Origin of the sequence: Streptomyces sp. NBC_00554, assembly GCF_041431135.1 — a bacterium.
Lineage (GTDB): Bacteria > Actinomycetota > Actinomycetes > Streptomycetales > Streptomycetaceae > Streptomyces.
In genome coordinates, this window is the sequence record NZ_CP107800.1 from 38,492 (window position 1) to 59,169 (window position 20,678).

The 20,678-nt window shown below is 73.8% G+C and carries 17 protein-coding genes; 9 read left to right on the forward strand and 8 right to left on the reverse strand.

Annotated features, from left to right (window positions below; translation table 11 throughout):
* The first annotated feature begins 87 nt into the window (after positions 1–87).
* The 4 genes from OG266_RS44615 to OG266_RS44630 all read left to right on the forward strand — a co-directional run bounded on the left by OG266_RS44615 (position 88) and on the right by OG266_RS44630 (position 4,148).
* Entirely contained in the window at positions 88–1,377 is a 1,290-nt protein-coding gene (locus tag OG266_RS44615) for a KR domain-containing protein (RefSeq protein ID WP_371553330.1), read from the forward strand.
* A 238-nt stretch (positions 1,378–1,615) separates the two neighbouring features.
* The gene (locus OG266_RS44620) at positions 1,616–2,404 is read left to right on the forward strand and encodes a response regulator transcription factor (RefSeq protein WP_371553390.1); all 789 of its coding nucleotides are present in this window, start codon (positions 1,616–1,618) and stop codon (positions 2,402–2,404) included.
* On the forward strand, positions 2,401–3,165 hold the full coding sequence (locus tag OG266_RS44625) for a sensor histidine kinase (RefSeq protein ID WP_371553332.1): 765 nt from the start codon (positions 2,401–2,403) through the stop codon (positions 3,163–3,165). The genes OG266_RS44620 and OG266_RS44625 overlap by 4 nt, the downstream gene beginning before the upstream one ends.
* Before the next feature lie 326 nt (positions 3,166–3,491).
* Positions 3,492–4,148, forward strand: a complete 657-nt coding sequence (locus OG266_RS44630) for a LuxR C-terminal-related transcriptional regulator (protein WP_371553334.1) — start codon at positions 3,492–3,494, stop codon at positions 4,146–4,148.
* A gap of 59 nt (positions 4,149–4,207) precedes the next feature.
* Here OG266_RS44630 and OG266_RS44635 read toward each other — a convergent pair whose 3' ends face one another.
* Positions 4,208–4,873 (reverse strand): DUF4097 family beta strand repeat-containing protein, encoded by a 666-nt coding sequence (locus tag OG266_RS44635; RefSeq protein WP_371553392.1) that lies wholly within the window; start codon positions 4,871–4,873, stop codon positions 4,208–4,210.
* A gap of 407 nt (positions 4,874–5,280) precedes the next feature.
* Here OG266_RS44635 and OG266_RS44640 point away from each other — a divergent pair, with 407 nt between their 5' ends.
* Positions 5,281–7,677 carry a LuxR C-terminal-related transcriptional regulator gene (locus OG266_RS44640; protein ID WP_371553336.1) on the forward strand — a complete coding sequence of 799 codons (2,397 nt, stop codon included), beginning with the start codon at positions 5,281–5,283 and terminating at the stop codon, positions 7,675–7,677.
* Entirely contained in the window at positions 7,677–9,293 is a 1,617-nt protein-coding gene (locus OG266_RS44645) for an AMP-binding protein (protein ID WP_371553337.1), read from the forward strand. Before OG266_RS44640 ends, OG266_RS44645 begins: the two co-directional genes overlap by 1 nt.
* Positions 9,294–9,370: 77 nt before the next feature.
* Here the strand turns inward: OG266_RS44645 and OG266_RS44650 are convergent, their stop codons facing one another.
* From OG266_RS44650 to OG266_RS44675, 6 genes are all read right to left on the reverse strand, one after another.
* Positions 9,371–10,294 (reverse strand): RNA polymerase sigma-70 factor, encoded by a 924-nt coding sequence (locus tag OG266_RS44650; RefSeq protein ID WP_332880884.1) that lies wholly within the window; start codon positions 10,292–10,294, stop codon positions 9,371–9,373.
* Positions 10,295–10,402: 108 nt separating this feature from the next.
* Positions 10,403–11,131, reverse strand: a complete 729-nt coding sequence (locus tag OG266_RS44655) for a sigma factor-like helix-turn-helix DNA-binding protein (protein ID WP_371553340.1) — start codon at positions 11,129–11,131, stop codon at positions 10,403–10,405.
* An 816-nt stretch (positions 11,132–11,947) separates the two neighbouring features.
* Positions 11,948–12,211: a hypothetical protein gene (locus tag OG266_RS44660; RefSeq protein ID WP_371553342.1), complete on the reverse strand. Its 264-nt coding sequence runs from the start codon at positions 12,209–12,211 to the stop codon at positions 11,948–11,950.
* Between the two features lie 79 nt (positions 12,212–12,290).
* Positions 12,291–13,589 carry a cytochrome P450 gene (locus OG266_RS44665; RefSeq protein WP_371553344.1) on the reverse strand — a complete coding sequence of 433 codons (1,299 nt, stop codon included), beginning with the start codon at positions 13,587–13,589 and terminating at the stop codon, positions 12,291–12,293.
* Positions 13,570–14,484 (reverse strand): aromatic prenyltransferase, encoded by a 915-nt coding sequence (locus OG266_RS44670; protein ID WP_371553346.1) that lies wholly within the window; start codon positions 14,482–14,484, stop codon positions 13,570–13,572. Before OG266_RS44670 ends, OG266_RS44665 begins: the two co-directional genes overlap by 20 nt.
* 29 nt (positions 14,485–14,513) lie before the next feature.
* A complete protein-coding gene (locus tag OG266_RS44675) occupies positions 14,514–15,587 on the reverse strand; it encodes a polyprenyl synthetase family protein (RefSeq protein WP_371553348.1) in 1,074 nt (357 codons plus the stop codon).
* Positions 15,588–15,847: 260 nt separating this feature from the next.
* Here OG266_RS44675 and OG266_RS44680 point away from each other — a divergent pair, with 260 nt between their 5' ends.
* The 3 genes from OG266_RS44680 (at position 15,848) to OG266_RS44690 (ending at position 19,029) form a co-directional block, all read left to right on the forward strand.
* Positions 15,848–16,759, forward strand: coding sequence for an aromatic prenyltransferase (locus OG266_RS44680; protein WP_371553350.1), 912 nt, complete (start codon positions 15,848–15,850; stop codon positions 16,757–16,759).
* 174 nt (positions 16,760–16,933) lie between these two features.
* Complete coding sequence (locus OG266_RS44685; protein WP_326718141.1) at positions 16,934–17,401, forward strand: hypothetical protein; 468 nt, start codon at positions 16,934–16,936, stop codon at positions 17,399–17,401.
* Positions 17,402–17,478: 77 nt separating this feature from the next.
* Positions 17,479–19,029: a DHA2 family efflux MFS transporter permease subunit gene (locus tag OG266_RS44690; RefSeq protein ID WP_371553353.1), complete on the forward strand. Its 1,551-nt coding sequence runs from the start codon at positions 17,479–17,481 to the stop codon at positions 19,027–19,029.
* Positions 19,030–19,385: 356 nt separating this feature from the next.
* Here the strand turns inward: OG266_RS44690 and OG266_RS44695 are convergent, their stop codons facing one another.
* On the reverse strand, positions 19,386–20,624 hold the full coding sequence (locus OG266_RS44695; protein WP_371553355.1) for a BTAD domain-containing putative transcriptional regulator: 1,239 nt from the start codon (positions 20,622–20,624) through the stop codon (positions 19,386–19,388).
* Positions 20,625–20,678 lie beyond the last annotated feature (54 nt).

Here is a 20,678-nt window from a genome sequence, read left to right on the forward strand (position 1 = left end):
TCCTGATCACCGCACACACCACATACGCCGGGTACGCGGGGTGCCCGGGTACGCCGCATCCACCGGCCACGACGACGGGGTGACGCCATGGACACGAACACCGCAGCGGTGGACCGGCCGCCCCGGCAGCGGGCGCCGGAGTCCGCCCGCGGTTCCGGGGCGTCCTGGCACTCCCCCGTGTGGGTGCCGGCGGCCGTCCACCGGCTGAGTCCCCCGGCCTTCCCCGCGGAGGGGATGCTGCTCGTGGTCGACGGCCGGGACACCGGCCGCGCCTGGGTGCCCGGCACGGTGCGCACGGTCCGGGTCGGCCGCGACGTCACGGGCAGCGCCCTGTCCTGGTCGACGTACCTGGGCGGTCTGCGGGAGGCGGGGCGCGGTCCGCGCGGCATCGTCTTCGACCTGCCCGCCACCACCAGCGCCGAACGCGCCGCCGACCTGGTCCTGCCCGTGCTGCGCGCGGCCTGCTGCTCGACCAGCCCCGACCCGCTGCACCTCGCGTTCCTCGCCACCGGACGGGCCCGGCCCGAACTGGCCGCCGCCCTGGGCGCGGTGGCGCAGGTCGCCGGCGCCGAGGACGGCCGGCTGCACGCGGTCTCGGTGCGGGTGGAGATCCTGCCCGCCTGGGCCCGGGATCCCTTCCACGTCGCGTGCGTCGAACTCGCCCTGCCCCGCCCGGGCCTGGCCGAGGTCCGCCACACCACCGCCGGACGCGAGATCCGCGTACTGCGCGCACACCGCCACCCCCGCGGCACGGCCGCGCTGTACGGGCTGCGCCCGGGCGGCCGGTACCTGGTCGGCGGCGGGCTGGGAGAGCGGCTCGCCCTGCGCCTGGTGGCGGAACTCGGCGCCCGCGTCGTCCTGTTCGGGGCCAGCCCCGGGGCCGGGCCCGAACAGGACGACGACCGTCTGCTGCGGGTGCCCGGCCGTCCCTGCCAGTACGCGGACGCCCGCGGCGCCGTGCAGGCCGCCCGGCACGCCTTCGGCGGCCTGGACGGGGTGCTGCACTGCCCCAGCGGCGGCGAACTGCGCCCGCTGGCCCGGCAGTCCACCGCGGTGGCGCGGGAGACACTCGCCGACGCCGTCAGCGGCGCCGCCCACCTGGACCGCGCCACCGCCGCGCTGCCCCTGGACTTCTTCGCGCTCGTCACCGACGCCGCCCCCTACCAGGCCCCCGCCGGCGCCTCGGTGCCCGCCGCCGTCGCCCGCGCGCTCCACTCGATCGCCGCGACCCGGGCCCGGCTGGCCGCGGCCGGCTCCCGCCACGGCGCCTCGGTCGCCGTCTGCCGGCCCGGCGACACCGACCGCCTCGGGGCGCTCGCCGACGCGCTGGGCAGCGGCCGCGGCGCGGGATGCGCCCCCGCGCCGCGAGCCGCCTGACCTGGCACGCGGCGGTGATCTTCCCAGTCGTATGACAAGGCCCGGGCCCGGGGACACACCGCCGCTGACAGGAAGACCGCCGACGCCGGCCGCCATGGCAGGGCTCAGTCACGAAACATCCGGCCGCGCCCACGGTTTGGGCCCCCGCCCGGCGGAACGTTGACGTCCGCCGCGCCCGCTCCGCAACCTCGCAGGAACCGGTCATGTGTACGGATTCCCTGAGAGGAGCGTGAGCGTGATGGACGTACTGGTCGTCGAGGACGATGACGGAATGGCCGAGGCACTGCAGCAGATGCTCGGCCTGCACGGCTACGACACCCGCCACAGCGGCACCGGCACCGCGGCCCTCGCGGACCTGCCCGGTACGTCCCTCGTGCTGCTCGACCTGAGCCTGCCCGACCTGGCCGGCCACGAGGTGTGCCGGCGGATCCGGGAGAACTCCTGCGTGCCCATCGTCGTGCTCAGCGGCAGCGATCACGAACTGGACCGGGTGACGGCCCTGTACGCGGGGGCCGACGACTTCGTGCCCAAGCCCTTCAACCACCATGAACTGCTCGCCCGGATCGAGGCGGTGCTGCGGCGCTCCACCTGCTGCTGCGGACGCGCCCAGGAGGGCGCGGGCGCCGACTCCGCGCCGGCCCCCGTGCAGGTGCCGCGCCCGCGCCGCACCCCGCCGGAGCCGGCCCAGGAGGTGTCCGCGGCCCAGGAGAACCGGCTGCGCGCGGGCCCGCTGCGGCTCGACTCGCGGACCCGCAGGGTGTTCCTCGACGACGAGGAGATCCGCGTCACCCGCAAGGAGTTCGACCTGCTCGCCATGCTCCTGGAGGAGCCCGGTGCCGTCATGCAGCGCGAGGACATCATGGCCCGGGTGTGGGACGAGAACTGGTTCGGCTCCACCCGCACGCTCGACGTCCATGTCGGGTCCCTGCGCACGAAACTCGGCAGCACGCGGTGGATCGAAACGGTACGCGGCGTGGGGTACCGCCTGACCGTGCCCGCGGTCCTGGGCGCCGGGTCCGAGCGGTGAGGGCCCGCCCGTACGACACGGCTCCTCCCGGCGACGCGGGCGGCCTCCCCTGCGACGCGGGCGGCCTCCGGTACGACACGGGCGGCGGCCCCTGCGACCCGGCGGCCGGCGGCCCGTACGGTCTGGCGGCCGCCGCCGCCCACCAGCTGCGCGGACCGCTGTCCTCGATCCGGCTGCGTCTGCAGATGCTGCAGGAGGACCGGCCCCACATCGCCGAACTCCCGGGCGTGCTGGGGGAAGTGGACCGCCTGTTCGCGCTGCTGGACCAGATCCTCGACTGGGGCGCCGCCGGGCGGACCCGGCCCGCGCCCCGATCCGTCGAGGTCCTCGACGCCGCCGCCGCCCGGGTCGACGCCTGGAGCGTGACCGCCGAGGTCCAGGGCGTCCGTCTCGACCTCACCGGCACCGCCGCGACGGCCCTGCAGGTGCACGGCGCGCTGGAACACGCCCTGGACGTCCTGCTCGACAACGCGGTCAAGGCGGGCCCGCCCGGCTCCACCGTCACCTGCACCGTGCACGTCACCGGGCAGCACGTCCACGTCGGCGTCACGGACGAAGGACCCGGCATGACGGACGAGGAACTCGCCCACGCCCAGCGCCCCTTCTGGCGCGGGGCGTCGGCGGCCGGCCACCGGGGCAGCGGACTCGGCCTGTCGATCGCCGCGTCCCTGCTCCACGCCTCCGGCGGCCGCCTCGGCCTGGCCCGGGCCGCTTCGGGCGGCCTCACCGCCACCGCCGTACTCCCCCTGGCACCCGACTGACGACGGCCCCGGCCCGACCCGCCCGCGCCCGCGCGCACCCGCGGGCACCGGTCGAGGCAGATGCCCGGGCCCTGCTCCCCCGGCCGCAACCGGTCGAAGCCCGCTCAGGCGTCCCGCTCCCCCACCGCGGCGGCGGGTGCGCGGGGCGCGGCAGCCTCGCCGATCCGCCGGCAGGCGATCCGCGGGGTGCGCCGGATGCGCGAAGGCACGGTGCACACAGGCACGGAAGCGCGGTTGCGCAGGAGCGCCGTACCCCCGGCGCGGCGCCCACAGCCGGTAGTTGTCCCCACGCGCCTCCCCCAGCGCCGTACCCCTGGAGCCCCAGCATGGCCATCGAGGTCCTCCTGGCCCACCACCACCCGCCGACCCGGGCCGCTCTCGCCGCCCTGCTCGGTGCGGAGCCCGACCTCGAGGTCGTGGGCGCGTACGGCGACGGCGCCCGGGCCCATGCCATGGCCGAACGGCTGCTGCCCGACGTGCTGCTGACGGACCTGCGGCTGCCGGGCGTGAGTGGCGTGGAACTGACGCGCCGGCTCGCCGCCCGGACCGGCATCCGCACCGTTGTCCTCGCCGACAGCGCCCTGCCGGAGCTCGCTCTGGAGGCGCTCGGGGCGGGGGCGCGCGGCCTGCTGTGCCAGGACACCGACACCGGCGAACTGCCGCGCGCGCTGCGGCTGGTCGCCGGCGGCGGGGCCCTGGTCTCCCCGCGCCTGACCCGGCCCCTGATCGACGCGTGTCTGCGCAGCCCCGGCATCCCCGACGTGCCCCTCCTGGACAGCCTCACCGAACGTGAACGCCAGGTGCTGTCCCTGGTGGGTACCGGCCTGTCGAACCAGGAGATCGCCGACCGTCTCGTCGTCGCCGAGACCACGGCGAAGACCCATGTCCGGCGCGCCATGGTCAAGCTGGGTGTCCGCAGCCGCACCCAGCTCGTCGCCATCGCCTACCGGAGCGGCGTGCTCCGCCCCCGCGTCCGGGCCTAGGGCCCAAGGCATGACTCTGCCTCAGCCCGTCGGCCGGGTTGGTGCTGGTGGTGTTCCTTTCACAGGCTGCGGGCGGTGATGTCGCCGCGGGAGGTGGTGGCGCGGATGTCGAGTCCGGCGGTGCCGTCGTTCTTGAGCGCGTTGCTGACGCGGCCGTAGTCGGTGCCGGCGTCCAGGGCTGCGGACACTCCGGCGGCGGCCGCGACCGAGATGTCACCGGACTGGGTGCGGAGCACGACCGTGCCGCGCACGGCCTCGGCGATCCGGATATCGCCCCGCGCGGTGCTGATCTCCCCGGGGCCGCCCAGCCGGCCGACCTCGACATCACCGTCGGTCGCGGTGAGCCGCAGGCTCGCCGCCTCGTCGATCTTGATCCGGCGGTACGCGCCCTCGAAGACGACATCACCCAGGCGCCCGACGCCCCGCAGCTCGGCGGCGGCGGCCTTCCCCTCGACACGGGAGCCGGCGGGCAGCTGGACAGTCACCTCGACCGATCCGGAGGCGCCGAAGAGCTGGTTCTTCGCCGCCGGTGCCCCGATCCGCAGGATCCCGTCGGCGTAGGCGACCGTGATCTGCTCCGCCGCCTTCACATCACGGCCCTTGGAGGCGTCCGTGGGCAGCACCTCGACCGTGGTGTCGGCCCGGTCGGCGGCGATGAACTGGACGCGCCCCGCGGGGATGTCCAGGACGGCGGAGACGGGGGCGGGGGTGTCGAACTTCTGCATCATGCTCTCCTGCGACTCGTCGTTTCTGATGAACGAAAAGCTACGTTGCGTTCATGGATTGGGCAACACAGTCGTTGCGCATGAGCGCAATCAATGCAGGTGAAGGCTGTGAAATTGTTGCAATGATGCTGGGGCTTAATGCAACGTCAGTCGCCAGGTCCGTTGCAATGGGCTGGGAGTGAGTGCTACGTCGTCGACGGCATCCGGTACCGGTCGAGGGGAGCGCTCCAGGCGGTGCCGACGTCGCCTCAGCAAGGTCTCGAGCAGTGTTCGAGGGGGTCCGGCGATTCTCGGACTGCGACCCGGCACGACCACCGTGGGGAGCGGTCCGCACCGTCCGGGCGCACATCGCGGGGTGTTCCGGGGCCGGCGCACGACGGCGCCGGGTGAGGCCATGGAGGGGGCGTATGTCAACGGATCTGTGGACGTACCGACCGACGGCCGACCTGGTGGGCCGGGAGCTCGATCTGATCGGCGTCCAGGGCAGGCTCCAGGATCCTTCCGTCCGCCTGATCACCCTGACCGGCCCCGGAGGGGTGGGCAAGAGCCGGCTGGCGGCCGACGCCGCGGCCGGTGCCGCCGAACTGTTCCCGGGCGGCATCCACACCCTGGACCTGCCGGCCTGCCTGGACCTGGAGTCGGTCCTGGAGAGCATCGGCAAGACCGTACGGGACGTGACGGAACGCACCCTGCTCCTGCTCGACGGGGTCGAGCACGTCGCGGGCGAGCTCGCGGTGGTGCTCGCCCGCCATCTCACCGACACGCCCCTGCTCACCGTCCTCGCCACCGGGCAGGAGATCCTGCGGATCTACGGCGAGTGCGCCGTCCCCGTACTGCCGCTGCCGCCCCCCGGACCGCTGCTCGAACCCGATGTCGCCGACGTCCAGGACAATCCGGCCGTCCAGCTCTTCGTCCGCTGCGCCCTGCAGGCCAACCCCGCTTTCGCGCTCACGCCCGAGAACGTCGGGGCGGTCACCGACATCTGCAACCTGCTCGAGGGCGTCCCGCTGGTCCTGGAACTCGCCGCGCGCCGGCTGCGCCTGTATCCGCCGCAGGAACTGCTCACCTGGCTGCGGCGCGGCGGCGACAGCCATCTCCCGGGGCCCGTCGACGTGCCCGCGCGCCAGCGTTCCGTCCTCGCGATCGCCGAGTGGAGCTGCCGCGGACTGAACGAGGGGCAACACGCACTGCTCGCCCGGCTCGCCCTGTTCCAGGGAGGTGTCACCCTCGCCACCGCCGAGAAGGTGTCGCCGCTGACGGCGGCACGGACCGCCGCCGCCCTGGAGACCATGCTCGACCGCGGCCTGCTCGCCCTCGAGGAGCATCCGCGCGCCGAGAGCCGGCTCACGATGCCGCGCACCGTCCGCGCCTACGGCCTCGCCCTGCTCGAGGAGGCGGGCGAGGAGCGGGCCCGGGCGGCCCGGCAGGCACACGCCCGGTACTACCTGCGGCTGCTGCCCGCGCTGGAGGGCCGTTTCCAGGGCTCGGAACAGCAGCGCTGGCTGCGGGTCGCGGTCGCCGAGCACGACAACGTGCTCGCCGCGCTGCGCCACCTCGAGGACGAGGACGGCACGCCGGAAGGAAACGAGAAGGGCATCGAGAGGGCCGAGGGCGTCGAGGAAGGGGGCAGGGGCCGCGGCCGGGGCGCCGGCCGGGGCGGGCCGGTGCGCCCCGACCGGGTGGCGGCCCTGCTCGAGCGGGCGGCGCTGGTCACCGCCTGCCTGCAGCCCTGGCTGGTGCGCGGCGAACTGAAGGAGGGACTGCGCTGGTTCGACTCCACCGGGCAGGCCCTGCAGGGGGACGGGTGGGGCGAGTGGGCCGAGGACGAGGAGTGGCTGCGGACGCGGGCCCGCCTGTACTGCGGCGCCGGCGTGCTCGCCGCGGCCCTCGGCGACCACGACGGGGCGGTCCACCGGCACCGCCGGGCCGTCGCCCTGTACAAGCGGCTGCGTGACCCGCAGGCCGGTGCGCTGCCCTCCGCCCGCATGGGACACGCACTGTTCCGGTGCGGTGAGCGGCCCGAGGGCCAGTCCCTGCTGTCCGCCTCTCTGGTCGTCCTCGACGCCCAGGGGGACACCGCCGGGTCCGCCGAGGCCGCCGCCGCGCTCGCCGAGGTGCTGCTCGCGGGCGGCGAGACGAAGCAGGCGCGTGCCCTCCTGGAACGGGTCGGCCGCATCCAGCGGCAGAACGGCGCCGTCCGCGACCTGGCCCGCACCGTCCACATCGGCGCCCGGCTGTGCAGTGACGAGGGGGACGACAGCGGCGCCCGGTCGGCGCTGCGGGAGAGCATCCGGCTGTACGAGTCGGTCGGCGAGCACACCGAACTGCCCGCCGTCCTGGAGATGTTCGCCCTGCTGATCCTTCAGCAGGCGGGCCAGCACCAGCGCGCCGTCCGGCTGCTCGCCGCGGCCGGTGCGCTGCGGTCCCGTACCGGGGTGGGCGTCGAGCGTGAGCGTGCGGACCGGCTGCGGGCCGCCGTCGAGGAACTGCGCCGCCGGCTGGGCGGGACGGTGTTCGCCACCGCGTGGGTGGAGGGCCTCAGGCTGCGTCCGGAGGCGATGGCCGCCGAGGCGCTCGCCGCGGCCGAGCCGGGCCGGGCCGAGGAGCGCGGGGACGGTGTCGCGCTCACCCCGCGCCAGCTGCAGGTGGCCCTGCTGGTGGCCGACGGCATGACGAACCGGCAGATCGCGCAGCAGCTGGACATCGCCGAGTGGACGGTGGTCAACCATGTCCGCCACGTGATGCGGAAGCTGGGCTGCGCCTCCCGGGTCCAGGTCGCCTGGGCCGTGGGCAGGAGCCGGTGATGGCGGCGCCGCTGCGCGCATCCCCGCAGGCGCCGCCCGACGGCGACGCCCCGCTCACCGGCCTCCTGGGGCAGCTGCGCCCGCCGGCCGAGGTCGCGCGGGACTTCACGGAACGGGGCTGGTGGCGGACCGGGACCGTGCTGCACGACGTGTACCGCGGCGCGGCACGGCATCCGCACCGCACCGCGATCGTGTCCCACCGGGCGCACCTGCCCGCCGCGAGCCGCGTGATCCGCATCTCCTACGGTCAGCTCGCCGCCTGCACCGGCCGTTTCGCGCACGCCCTTGACGCGCTCGGGGTGCGCCCCGGTGACCCGGTCGCCTTCCAGCTGCCCAACCGCTGGGAGGCGGTGGCGCTGCTGCTGGCGTGCCTGCGCACCGGGGCCGTCGCCGTCCCCGTCATGACCGGGTACGGTGCCCGCGACCTGGAGGCGGTCCTGGGTGCGGCGCAGCCCCGGCTGTGCGTCGTACCGGATCTGTGGGAGGGCACCGCGCCGGCCCGGATCCTCGCCGCTCTCGCGCCCCGGCTGCCGTGGCTGCGCCACCGGGCCGTGCTCGGCGACGCGGTGGACGCGGGTGCCGTCGATTTCGTCCGACACTTCGTCCACACCCCGCACGAGCGGTACCGGTCCGCCGGGTGGCTGCGGCTGCCGCCGCACTCCGCCGACCGGGTCGCTCTGGCGGTCACCTCGCTCGGTCTGCGGGACGCGCACAGCATGGCCCTGTACACGCCCAACTCGCTGCATGCGGGCCTGCCCCGGGACCGGGAGCCGGCCGGGGCCGCCTTCTCCGCGCTGCCGCTGGCCTCGCTGCCGTCGCTGCTGCACGCGGTGATCGGCCCGCTCACGCGCGGGGGTACGGCCGTGCTCCAGGACGTGTGGGACGCGGAGACCGCCCTCGGCCTGGTGGCCGCGGCCGGAGTGCGCCAGGTGTACGCGACCCCCGCGCAGTGGGCGGATCTCGTCGCCGCGCGGGAACGCCGGCCGCGCGAGGCGCTCGAGCTGAGCGGAGCCTTCACCTCCGATCCGGCCGCCACCTCCGCCGCGCTCGGCCGGCGGGTCCGCGCGGCCCTGGGGACGGAGCTGCGGTCCCTGCCGCGGCCCGCCGCCCACACCGGGCGGGAGCGCGGCTCGGGCGGGGACGGCCCCTACCGGCTGTGGCCGCGCGGGCCCGCCTCGCCGCTCGCGGTGTGGCGGCGCGCCGGCGGTGTCGGCCTGACCTGGCAGGGGGACGGCGCCTGCGGCGCCGGCGAGGTGGTGGACCTGGACGAGGCGGGGCATCCGCGGCTGCGCACCGAGGAGGTCGGCGGGATGTTCCTGGTGCCGGTCACCGAGATCGAGGCGCTGCTCATCGGGCATCCCCGGGTGGCCGAGGCCGCGGTCGTCGCCCGCGCCGATCCCCAGCACGGTGAACTGGCCTGTGCCGTCGTGGTCCCCGACGGGGCCCCGCCCACGCTCCTGGACCTGCGGGGCCATCTGGCCGGACGGGGGGTCGCGCCCGCGCATCTGCCCGCCGAGCTGGTCCTCATGGGCGGTCTGCCCCGCACCGAGAGCGGCGAGCTGCGGCGCCGGCATCTGCAGGACACCGTCGCCCGCCGGCCCGCGCGGGCCGCCTAGGGGGCCGTGTCCTGCCCGGATCCGGGCAGGCACCCGATCAGTCAGTCGGGTCGGTTGGTCGGTCAGGTCAGGTCAGGTCAGGTCACGGACCGGCGGGCCCGGCCGGCTTCCCGGTTGACCGCCCAGGCGTCCGCCACCGGGCCCAGGTGGCCGAGCTTGTCGGGGTTGGTCACCGAGCGGATCATCTGGATCTGTCCGTCGAGGATGTCCAGCGTCCAGGCGGTGAGCACCCTGCTGTCCCGGTCGCGCAGGATCGCGCCGGGCTGGCCGTTGACCTCCCGCGGCTCCACGGTCACGTCCACCAGGGTGAGCGTGGAGAACAGGGAGGCGAGCAGCCGGGCCACGTGGTCGGCGCCGGCCACGGTCCTGGCCAGCTGCGGGGCCTTGCCGCCGCCGTCCCCGACCAACTGCACATCGGCGGCGAGCAGCCTGCGCAGGCCGTCGACGTCGCCTTCCCTGAGGGCGTCGAAGAACCGCCCGGCGAGCGCCTCGCACTCCTTGCGGTCGGCCTCGAACCGGGGCCGGCCCTCGTCCATGTGGCGGCGTGCCCGCACCGCGAGCTGGCGGCACGCCGCCTCCGAGCGCCCCACCGCGGCCGCGATCTCCGGGAAGCCGAACGTGAACACCTCCCGCAGCACGAACACCGCCCGCTCCAGCGGGGACAGCCGCTCCAGCAGCAGCAGAGCCGCCGTGGACAGCGAGTCGGCGAGCTCCGCGGAGCGCGCCGGGTCCTCGTAGGAGTCGGTGAGCAGGGGTTCGGGCAGCCACGGCCCGACGTAGGTCTCGCGCCGCACGCGCGCCGAGCGCAGCACGTCCATCGAGATCCTGGTCACCGTGGTCGACAGATAGGCCTTGGCCGACCTGGGCACCGTCGAGGAGGCGTACCAGCGCAGCCAGGTCTCCTGAACGGCGTCCTCGGCCTCGCTCACGCTGCCCAGGATGCGGTAGGCGATCGCGAACAGCAGCGGCCGCAGCTCCTCGAACTCCTCGGTCCGTGTCACGCCGGCTCCTCCTTCTTCTCTGTGGTCCCCTCCGGCCGCGGCACGGGCGGAGCGGGGGCTTCCCGGTGGCCGGTGCCGTGCAGGGCCGGCCGGGCGTTGCTGGTCGGGTCAGGCCGGTGCGGGGGTGTCGGCGGCGGACAGGTCCGGGTCGTTCACCCAGCGGATCGTCTGGATCCGCCCGTCGAGGATGTCGAGCGCCAGGGCGCTGAGAACCGTGCCGTTGCGGTCGCGGAAGACCGCGCCCGGGCGGTGGTTCACCTGCCGCGGCTCCATGCGGACACCGATGCGGACCAGCGCCGGGACGATCACGGCGAAGATGCGGGCCACATGGTCCGCACCGGCGATGCACCGCGGCCAGGGCGGTGCCGTGCCGCCGCCGTCGCCCGCCCTCGACACGGCGGCGGTGAGCCGGTGGCAGGCCTCTTCCGAGCAGCCCACGGCGGACGCGATCTGGGAGGGGCCGCACCCGAAGACCTCCCGCAGCACGAACACCGCGCGCTCCAGCGGGGACAGCCGCTCCAGCAGCGCCAGGACCGCCGCCGCGGGCGGCTCCGCCGGCCGCTCCGGGCCCTGGTGCGGGCCCTGTTGCGGGTCGCTGGGCAGCGGCCCGGGCGGCTCGTCCCGCCGCGGGCGGGCCGCCCGCAGGACGTCGACACAGATCCGGGTGACCGCGGCCGTGAGGAACTCGCGGCCCGACGCGGGCTCCTCGGGCGCGGCCTCGTAGTGCAGCCAGGCCTGGTGCACCGCGTCCTCGGCCCGGCCCGCGCCGCCCAGCATCCGGTGGGCGATCGAGAACAGCAGGGGCCGCGCCTCCTCGAACTCTTCGATCCGGCTCATGCAAGCGCCCCTCCTTGGATCCGAGCGGGCGTCGGGCCGCCGGCGACATCGCGCCTCTCCCGGCCGGCGGCGGGGCCGGCCCGCCGGGTGCGCCGCGGCGACCGCCCGGCCCGCGCTGCCGGCCGGGGCACCCGTCCGGCAGCCACAGCCGGAGCGCCGTCGCGCACGGACGGGGGCTGCCCGGACCGGGCCGCCCGGCCTACGCCGTGTCCGGGGCGACGTGCCGGGGCCGCGGGAGGGACGTGTGCCGACACGCCCGCCCGCCTCCGGGGGGAAGGAGACGGGCGGGGCGGCTTGCAGCCCCACTGTAGGGGCGGCGCAGGGTCATGTCCCGTACCTGCTAGGGAAGTTCGAGCACGGCTGCCGCGGAGGTCGAGGGTCCGGCGGCGGCACCGGCCCCGCTGCCCGAGGCCCTGGTGGGGCCACCGGATCCGTGGATCCGCGGGGCCAGGAGTGGGCCCGGGCGGGCCGGAGACCGCCGCGCAGGAGGCCGGCCCGACGAGGAAGGTGAAGGTCCGCCTGCGGCCGGCCGGGCCGGGCAGCCGCCCGCACCGCAGTGGCAGGGCGCCCCCGGGCGGCGCGGACGCGGTCACGATCCGCTGCCGGCCGGCGTCTGCGCAGCCGAGGGCCTCCTGCACCGGCGCGCGGTGTGTCAGCGCCGGGCCGGCGCCGGCCATGAGGGGGGCGGTGCGGATGACGGCGCGGATCAGCCGCCGCCCGGGATCTGCGGCCGGTCCCGGGCCCGGTCCGGCCGCAGGGGCCGTGCTCCGCGTGACCATGCTCGCCTCCCTGGGTTCCCGGTCGGTCGTTGCGTCGTCAGTGACGGTCCTGGTCGGCGTAGACCGCGAGGAAGGCGGCGAGTCCGCGCACCGCGCCGCCGGTCGGGCCGAGCGCGGTGACCGGGATGCTGCGGCCGAGTCCGGCCGCCAGCTTGCTGTGCGCCCGCAGCGCGGCGGCGGCCAGGCAGTCGCGGGGCGGGCGGTGGCCGTGGTCCGGGCCGGCGCCCGCCATGGAGCGGGCCTCGGCCCAGGCCCGGGAGGTGATCTCGGCTGTCCGTGCGTGGGTCGTCGGCATCGCCATGACGGCACTCCTCGGCTGGTCGGGGCGCGCGATCGGAAAAGGGGGGCGTGGGCAGTTGCCGCGGCTGCGGGAGGGCGGGCTACCGCGGCTGGGGGACCATGAGCAGCCGCTGCGGGTGGAGCGTGGTGTGAGCCGCCGCGCGGACCCGGCTGCCGGGCCGGACGGTCAGCCGCCATTCCCGGGCCACCGCGCCGAGCAGGATCTCCAGTTCCCTCCAGGCGAACGCCTCCCCGACGCACCCCCGGGCTCCGGCGCCGAAGGGGATGTACGAGGCGTCCTGCGCGGTCGGCCTGACGGAGAGCCAGCGGTCCGGGTCGAACCGGTGCGGGTCCCGGTAGCGGCCGGGGTCCCTGTGCAGCAGATAGGAACTGAACATCACATGCGTGCCCGCGGGGAACGCGTGCTCGCCCAGCGTGACCCCCGAGAGGGTCTTCCGGCAGGTGATCCACACGGGCGGGTAGAGCCGCAGCACCTCCATCAGGAACCGCAGGGCATAGCCGGGCGGGCCCTGCCCGTGGCCGGACCGGACGCCCCCGCCCGCGCCCCCGCCCGCGGTCTGTGCCAGGTCCTTGAGGACCTTCTCCTCGACCAGAGGGTCCTCGGCGAGCATGTACAGGGCCCACGACATCACCGACGCGGTGGTGACGGTGGCCGCGGTCAGCATCATGACGGCCTCGTCGCAGATCTGGTCGGCGCTCAGGGCGGGCGTGCCGTCCCGCCCGGTGTCCGTCAAAAGCGCCGAGAGATAACCCGCCGCCGTGTCCGGGGAGTTCAGCCGGCCCGCGACGCATGAGGCGAGCAGCGAACGGAAGGCGGTGAACGCCCCCGCCAGCCGCCGGGTGGGCTGCTGCGAGCGGGCCGCGTTCCCGTACAGCGGCTTTCTGATCATTTCCCAGGACAGGGCCGCGAGGTGCTCGCCGAGCATGTTCGACGTCTCGCGCGGCAGCGTGCCGAGGAGGGTGCTCAGCGCGATGCCGCTCGCCGCCCGGCACATCTGGGCCTGGATGTCGACCGGCTGTCCGGGACGCCAGGAGGCCACCGTGTCCCGGGCAATCTCCTCCATGACCGGGACGTGGCCGGTGACCGCGGCCGTCCGCAGATACGGATGCGCCAGTCGCCGGTAGTGCCGGTGCAGGGCGTCGTCCTGCGCGAGCAGCCCCGCCCTGCTGAGGATCCTGGCCTTCTGGAAGAGCTCGCCCTTGCCGTAGTGCTTGTCGTCCTTGACCAGGACGCGGCGGACCAGGGCCGGATCGGTGACGAACTCGGCGGCCACGCCGTCCACCGACACGGTGCGCACCGGGTGGCCGCGCAGGAGGCGCTCCATCCGGCTGAACCGGAACTCCGCGGGGCCGCTGGCGCTACGCGGCGTCGGCGGCATGGTCGATCGACGGCATCAGGTCCAGCCGGCTGCGCGCCTGGAACCGGTAGTACGACTGGAGCTTGTAGTACTCCTCGCCGGAGGACGTCATGGCCGCGTACACCATCTTGGGGTCGTCGCCGCCGTACGCGACGCTCCTGGCGAAGTGCTCGATCTTCGGGCCGAGTTGGGCGGGCAGGGCCAGCGGGTCGCGGGTCTTCACGCTGAAGGCGATGCGTTCGATCCTCAGGGAGTTCCAGCTCAGCGTGGCGTAGAAGCCGAAGGACTTCTCGCAGAACCTGAGCATCTGCCCGCTCGGGTCGGGCATGCCCGTGGCGCGGTGCATCGCCAGGATCTCCGACGGCCGGCGCAGGTGGTCGGGGAATCCGGTGAAGTACAGGTTGACGGTGCCGTTGCGGTAGTCGATCGCGACGACGTCCACCTTGTCGGCCAGGCCGCGGTCGGCGAAGAAGGCGAAGTTCTCGGCGAGGCTCGGCGGCATCGAGGGCAGGTCGCGCAGTTCGGCCAGGCTCTGGCCGGCGCCGCCGGGGAAGTACACCCAGATCTTGCGGAAGCCGCCGACGATCCCGAAGTCGATGCCGTAGCTGTCGATGGGGCAGTGCCGCTGGATGTCGGAGAGCAGGGTCTCCGCGGGGCGGCCGGTCTCCGTGATGAAGCCGTGGTCGCGGGCCCGGACGTAGGGGTCGATGTGCCGCGGGATGGTGAAGCGGCAGTCGAACTCCCCTTCGTTGTGGGCGTCGGTCGCCACCCGGAAGGCGATGACGGCCTGCCCGATGACGTCCTCGTACGCCTTGAGGACGGGCCAGACCTTCTCGCGCGAGCAGGCCACGCCGATGAGCCCCGCCGATTCCTCGACACCGGCGAAGAGGTCCGCCAGCTGCATGGTTTCCGACATTCTTCCTCCAACTGCCGTACTGGGGCGGGTCACTTGTTCCGGTAGGCCACGCGCAGGGCCATGTTCGTCAGTTCGCCGCGCCACACCGGGTCCAGGGGCGCGTCGGCGAGGGCCGCGCAGCCCTGGTCGACGAGGCCGGCGATGTGGCGTTCGACGTCCTGGGGGACGCCGGTGTCCAGCAGGCGGCGGCGTATCTCCTCGGGGGTGTGTCCCGGCTCGGTGATGAGGTCGCGGATGCGGGCGTCGCGCTGCATCGCCCAGCCCAGCAGCAGGGTCATCTTGTGCTGGCTGAAGTCGAGGCCGGCGGTCTTGCCGGTCTGCGCGGAGTCGCCGAACGCGTCCAGCAGGTCGTCGCGGAGCTGGAACGCCTCGCCGACGGCCTCGCCGTACTGCGCGAGGGCGGGGGCGAGGTCGGCGCGGCCCGCCGCGCTCGCGCCGACGACCAGGGGGCGGTGGATGGTGTAGCGGCCGGACTTGATCAGGGCGATCAGCCGGGAGAGGCCAGGGTCGGCGGTGAACTCGGCGGCCGCGGCGACGTCCATGTACTGGCCGATCATCACTTCGGAGCGCAGGTGGTGCCACTCGGCGAGCCCTCCGGAGGGGGCGTGGGACATCAGCTCGTCGGAGTAGACCAGCGCGAGGTCGCCGACGAGGAGGGCGACGCCCTCACCGAACCGGCGGGACTCGCCCTGCCAGCCGCGTGTGCGGTGCAGCGTGGAGTGCAGGAGGTGGACGGCGGGCCGGCCGCGCCGGGTGCGGGAGTCGTCCAGGACGTCGTCGTGGACGAGGGCGGAGATGTGCAGCAGTTCCAGGGCCGCGGCCGCGTCGACGATGCCGGGGGCGCCGGCCTCGCCGCCCGCGGCGAGGTAGCCGGTGAGGCAGTAGGCCGGGCGGATCAGCTTGCCGCCGGCGGTGACGAGGTCGGACAGCGCATCGATGGCGACGACCGCGTGTGAGTGCACCTCGGCGTAGCGGCCGCGTTCGGCCGCCAGGAAGGACTGCAGCCGGTGCTCGACGCGCTGGAGCAGGTCCTCGACGGTCTGGTGCGCGGAGGCGGCCGGCTCCTGGCCGGTGGCGGCCCGGCGGGTCACTGCAGTGGTCACGACACATCTCCTTGGACGGGGCTTGTGTGCGCTGGAACGGAAACACGCAAAAGGCGGAGGGGGTGGCTGCGTCAGCGTGCGCGGCGCGAATGCAGCAGAGGTGGAGCCTGGTTGGAGCGGAAGCCGAGCGGAACGCCAGCGAACAGGCGGGGAAAAAAAACCGGCCGGGGGTTCCCGAACGGTCGCCAAGTCATCGCCAAGCGGGGTGAGCGAGGGTGGTGGCGCATGCCGCACATACAGGCTGACCCTTGGAGGAGCTCATGCCAGGACCCGCTGGATTGGATAAGGTCTATTCGGCGGTTGAGGAAACGGCCCGGCTGCTGGACGTGCCCTGTTCGCCCGGCCGGCTCTCCCCCGTTCTGAAGGCATTCGGGGACGAACTCCCCGGATCCCACATCGTTTTCAGCATGGCGGCCGGCGAACGCCATCGCGGGGAGCTCGACTTCGACTTCTCGGTGACCCCCAGGAACGCGGATCCCTATGCCTCCGCGCTGGCGAACGGTCTCATCGAGAAGACGGACCACCCCGTCGGCTCACTGCTGGCCCAGATCCAGGCGCGCTGCGCGATCGCGAGTTACGGCGTCGAGTACGGCATCATCGGCGGCTTCAAGAAGTCCTACGCGTTCTTCCCGCTCGACGACTTCCCGCCGCTGGAGAAGTTCGCCGGCATCCCGTCCATGCCGCCCGGCCTTGCCGGGCATGTGAGCCTGCTGACGGGCCTCGGCCTGGACGACAAGGTGTCGGCCATCGGCGTCAACTACCGGAAGAACACGCTGAACGTGTACCTCGCCGCGGCAGCGGTGGAGACGGACACCAAGCTCTCGCTGCTGCGCGCGTTCGGGTTCCCGGAGCCGGACGCCCAGGTCGCGGAGTTCATCAGGCGATCGTTCTCCATGTACCCCACCTTCAACTGGGACTCCTCGGCCGTCGAGCGCATCTGCTTCTCCGTGAAGACCCAGGACCCGGGGGAGCTTCCCGCTCCCTTCGACCCGGAGATCGAGAAGTTCGCGCGTGACGTGCCCCATGTGTACGCCGGCGGCCGCGAGTTCGTCTCCGCCGTCGCGCTGGCACCGTCCGGCAAGGCGTACTACAAGCTCGCCGCCTACTACCAGAAGGCGCAGGAGTCGTCGAACGCCGCCTTTGCCGCCAACCGGGACGACGGCGCGTCATAAGCCGGCCGCCGTCACCAAGTCCGCCGGACATCCCCGGCAGACATCTGCGTCGCAGGGTCTGCGGCTGTGGCGCCGGCGGGCGCCGAGCCCGCGTCAAGTGCCCATCGAGTCGGCTGCAAGCGGGACGGGCGACCATTCCGCGAAAGCCACGGTTTCCACCTGGAGGGTAAGGACATGTCCACAGCAACCGAAGTGGAAGAAGCGTCGGCCATCATCACCGCGTACGGGCAGGCATTCGCGAAGGCCGGCGCGGCGGCATACAACGGGCCGCGCGAGAAGCTCGCCGAGAACATCGTCCGGCTCACCCTGGAATTCTTCGAGGACTCCGAGTGGCAGCCGCAGCTCCTCCAGGCCCTGCGCACCGCGACCTCCGACAAAGAGGGCGCGGAACCGATGCGCAACCTGTTCTCCGCCCAGGTCTTCGCACAGGCGGGCGTCGCACTCGAAGAGGACCCGCTGAGCATCGACGGGCTCGCGGGCAAGCTCAGCATCAAGGCGATCCACATCAACGCGTCGGCCGCCCAGCTCTGGGGCGTGTTCCTGATGCGTTACGTCCTGGGCGTGGAGCCGATCGCGTCGGCCTCCGTGGACGAGATCGTCGAACTCCTCGCGCCCACGATCGAGCGCTACATCGTCGGCTAGCAAAAAGACACCGGCCGACGGCAGAACCAGCGGAAGGAACCGTCCAGCCCCGGATCCCTGGGAGGACCACCAACGTCATGAGTATTCTCAAAGATTCACCCGACCAGGCCGGCGGCCACACCGCCGGCGACCCCCGGCGCTGGAAAGCGCTGGCTGTACTCACCGCGGTGCAGTTCATGCTCATGCTGGACGTCACCGTGGTGAACATCGCGCTCCCCAACATCCAGAGCGACCTCGGCTTCTCCACCGAGGGCCTGGCCTGGGTGGTCAACGGCTATCTGCTGATGGCCGCCGGATTCCTGCTGCTGGGCGGGCGTGTTGCCGACCTGCTCGGCCGCCGCAGGGTCTTCGTGGCAGGCGTCCTGCTCTTCGGCGTCTCCTCGGTCATGTGCGGCGCCGCGAACACCTCCGGTCTGCTGGTCGCCGGCCGGTTCCTCCAGGGATTCGGCGAGGCGCTCGCCGCGCCGGCCGCGCTCGGTCTCATCGCCGTGCTGTTCACCGACCCCAAGGAGCGGGCGAAGGCCCTGGGGATCTGGGGCGGGCTGGCGGCCCTCGGCGGGGCGGTCGGCTCGGTCGTCGGCGGACTGGTGACCGACTTCATCGACTGGCGCTGGGTCTTCTACATCAACATCCCCATCGTGGTGCTGGCACTGGTGGTGATTCCGCGCCTGATGCCGGAGAGCCGGATGGCCCGCCTTCAGGGCCAGCGGCTGGACCTGCTCGGGGCGCTCACGACCACCGCCGGCCTGGTGGGGATCGTGTACGGCCTGCTGGAGGCGGCCGACAATTCGTGGGGCTCCTCGCAGGTGCTGCTGCCGCTGCTGGGCGGAATCGCCGCGCTGGTCTTCACGGCCGTGTGGGAGTCGCGGGTGCCCGAACCGATGATCCCGCTCCGGTTCTTCCGGAACCGCACGCGGGTGACGAGCAACGTCGTGAGCATGATGTCGTTCGCGTCGTTCTACACCTACGCCTTCGTGGCCACCCTGTACCTCCAGCAGGTGCTGCACTACTCGCCGATGGAGACGGGCCTGGCCTACATTCCGCTCACCATCGCGACGGGCCTGGGCATGGGCGTGTCCACCGCGCTGATGCCCCGCATCGGCGTCAAGCCCATCGTGGTCATCGCCTTCTTCGGCGCCGCCCTGGGCCAGTTCATCGCCGCCAACGGCTTCGCCCCCGACGCCAGTTACCTCGGCGGGGTCATGCCCGGTCTCGTCGTGTTCGCGCTCTTCAACGGCATGGGCTTCCCCGTCCTGATCAACGGCGGACTGCACGAGGTCACCGGGCAGGACGCGGGACTGGCCTCCGGTGTGCAGACCTCGATGCAGCAGATCGGCGCGGCGCTCGGCCTCGCCACCCTGGTGCCCATCGCCCTGCGCTACGTCAACGACCACGCGGCGGAGGGCAACCTCCCGGCGGTCGCCTCCGACGGATTCGCCCTGGCGCTGCACGTCGCCGCGGGCGTACTGGCCGCCGCGGGTCTCATCGCCCTGTTCCTGCTCGGGAAGGTGAGCGCCGAGAAGCGGGACGCGCACGCGGAGGCCGCCGGCGTACTGGCGGAAGTACCCGACCCCTCCCCCGTTCCGGCGCCCGCTGCAGTGCCCGCCCCCGAGGCCGCCAAGGCATGACCGGCGGCTGACCCCCACAGCACGTCGGCGCACCATCCCTGGATCGGGTCCGGGGGTGGTGCGTTGTGCTGTCCCCGCCGCCCCGGGACGCTCGCTGTCGTCATGGCTGAGACGGCCGGCGGCGCGGCAATGAGACAACGGGGAAGGGAGGAAGGGGGGAAGGGGAAGCCGGTGGGTGGCCTCGGGCCATCGCGGATCGCGTCGGGATCGAGGCGCTGCGCGGTGAGTTCACCGGCGGGGGCGGGCAGTTCGCCGAGGGTTGCGATGTCCGGTACGAGGCTTCTCGCCGCCGGACGGGTTCCCCGCCCGGCCGGGCTGCGGATGCGTGGCCCGGTGCGGGGGTGCGCCGCGTACGGCTACAGCTCGGCCGGCAGGGGTGCGCGGAGGAAGTCGCCCCGCGGCAGCAGCCCGTGAGGGGGCGGTTGGCGGCGGGCGCTCCAGTGCGGTCCGCGCTGGTCCGGCACGGTCGCGGGGCGCCGGGCGGGCTTCGTGGCCGGCCGGGGATGCGGTCGCCAGTCCAGGGAGGGCGCGTGGTTGAGTATCTGCTCCTCCAGCAGTTGCAGCGCCGGCCGCGGATCGATCCCCAACTCCTGTGCCAGCCGCCGCTGGTTGGTACGCAGCACCGCCAGCGCGTCGACCTGCCGGCCGGCCCGGTACAGGGCCAGGCCCAGCAGTTCGCAGCCGTATTCACGCAAGGGATGGTCCTGGACGAAGGCCTCCAGTTCGGCCACCGCGATCTCGTGGGCGCCGGCCGCGAGCAGGGCCGCGCAGCGCCCCTCGACCACCGACAGCCGCAGCTCCTCCAGCCGTGCCACGTCCGGCCGCACATAGGCGGTGTCCGCGACCTCGGCGTAGGCCGGCCCGCGCCACAGCGCCAGCGCCCCCTCGAACTCGTGGACCGCGCTGTGCGGATCGCCCCGGTCCAGCGCCTGCCAGCCGGCGACGGCCCGTTCGCTGAAGCGGTGTACGTCGACCTCGACGGCCCGGCTGTCGAGCAGATAGCCGCGTCCGCAGGTGCGCAGCACCGTCGGCTGTGTCCGGGGCGCGCGGCCGGGCTCCAGCACCCGCCGCAGATTGGCGACATAGGCGTGGAGCGAGGAGAGGGCCGCGGGCGGCGGGGGTCCGGTCCACAGCTCCTCGACGATCACGTCGAAGGCGACCGGCCGGCCCACCTTGCTGACCAGCAGCGCCAGCAGGGCGCGCTGCTTGGGCGCCCCCAGGCCGACGAGGCGGCCGCCGACGGCGGCCTCGATCGGGCCCAGGGCGCGGAACGCGACCGGGGGGCGCGGTGCGGGCAGCTGCGGCGGCCGCTCCGTGGCCCGCCGGGCGTCCTCCGCTCGCCCGGGTGCCGCGGTCGCATGGTTCCGGCCGGCGGGTGCGACGCCCTTGGTGACGCCGTTCGTGACGCCGATTCCCGCGGCCGCCCGGCCGGGCGCCGCGATTCCGGGATCGGGTTCGAATTCTCCGTCCACGTATTTCCGCAGCGCCTTGTTGGTGCGGCGAAGTTCTTGGACTTCGCGTTCCAGCTCCGCGATGCGCCACGCATCCGGAGTGCCGGGGCTCGCGATTCCGGCGCCCACCCTCTCGTTCGCCATCCGTGAACTCTCCATTTCCACGGGCGCATTTCACCTGTCTTGACATCCTCCCCC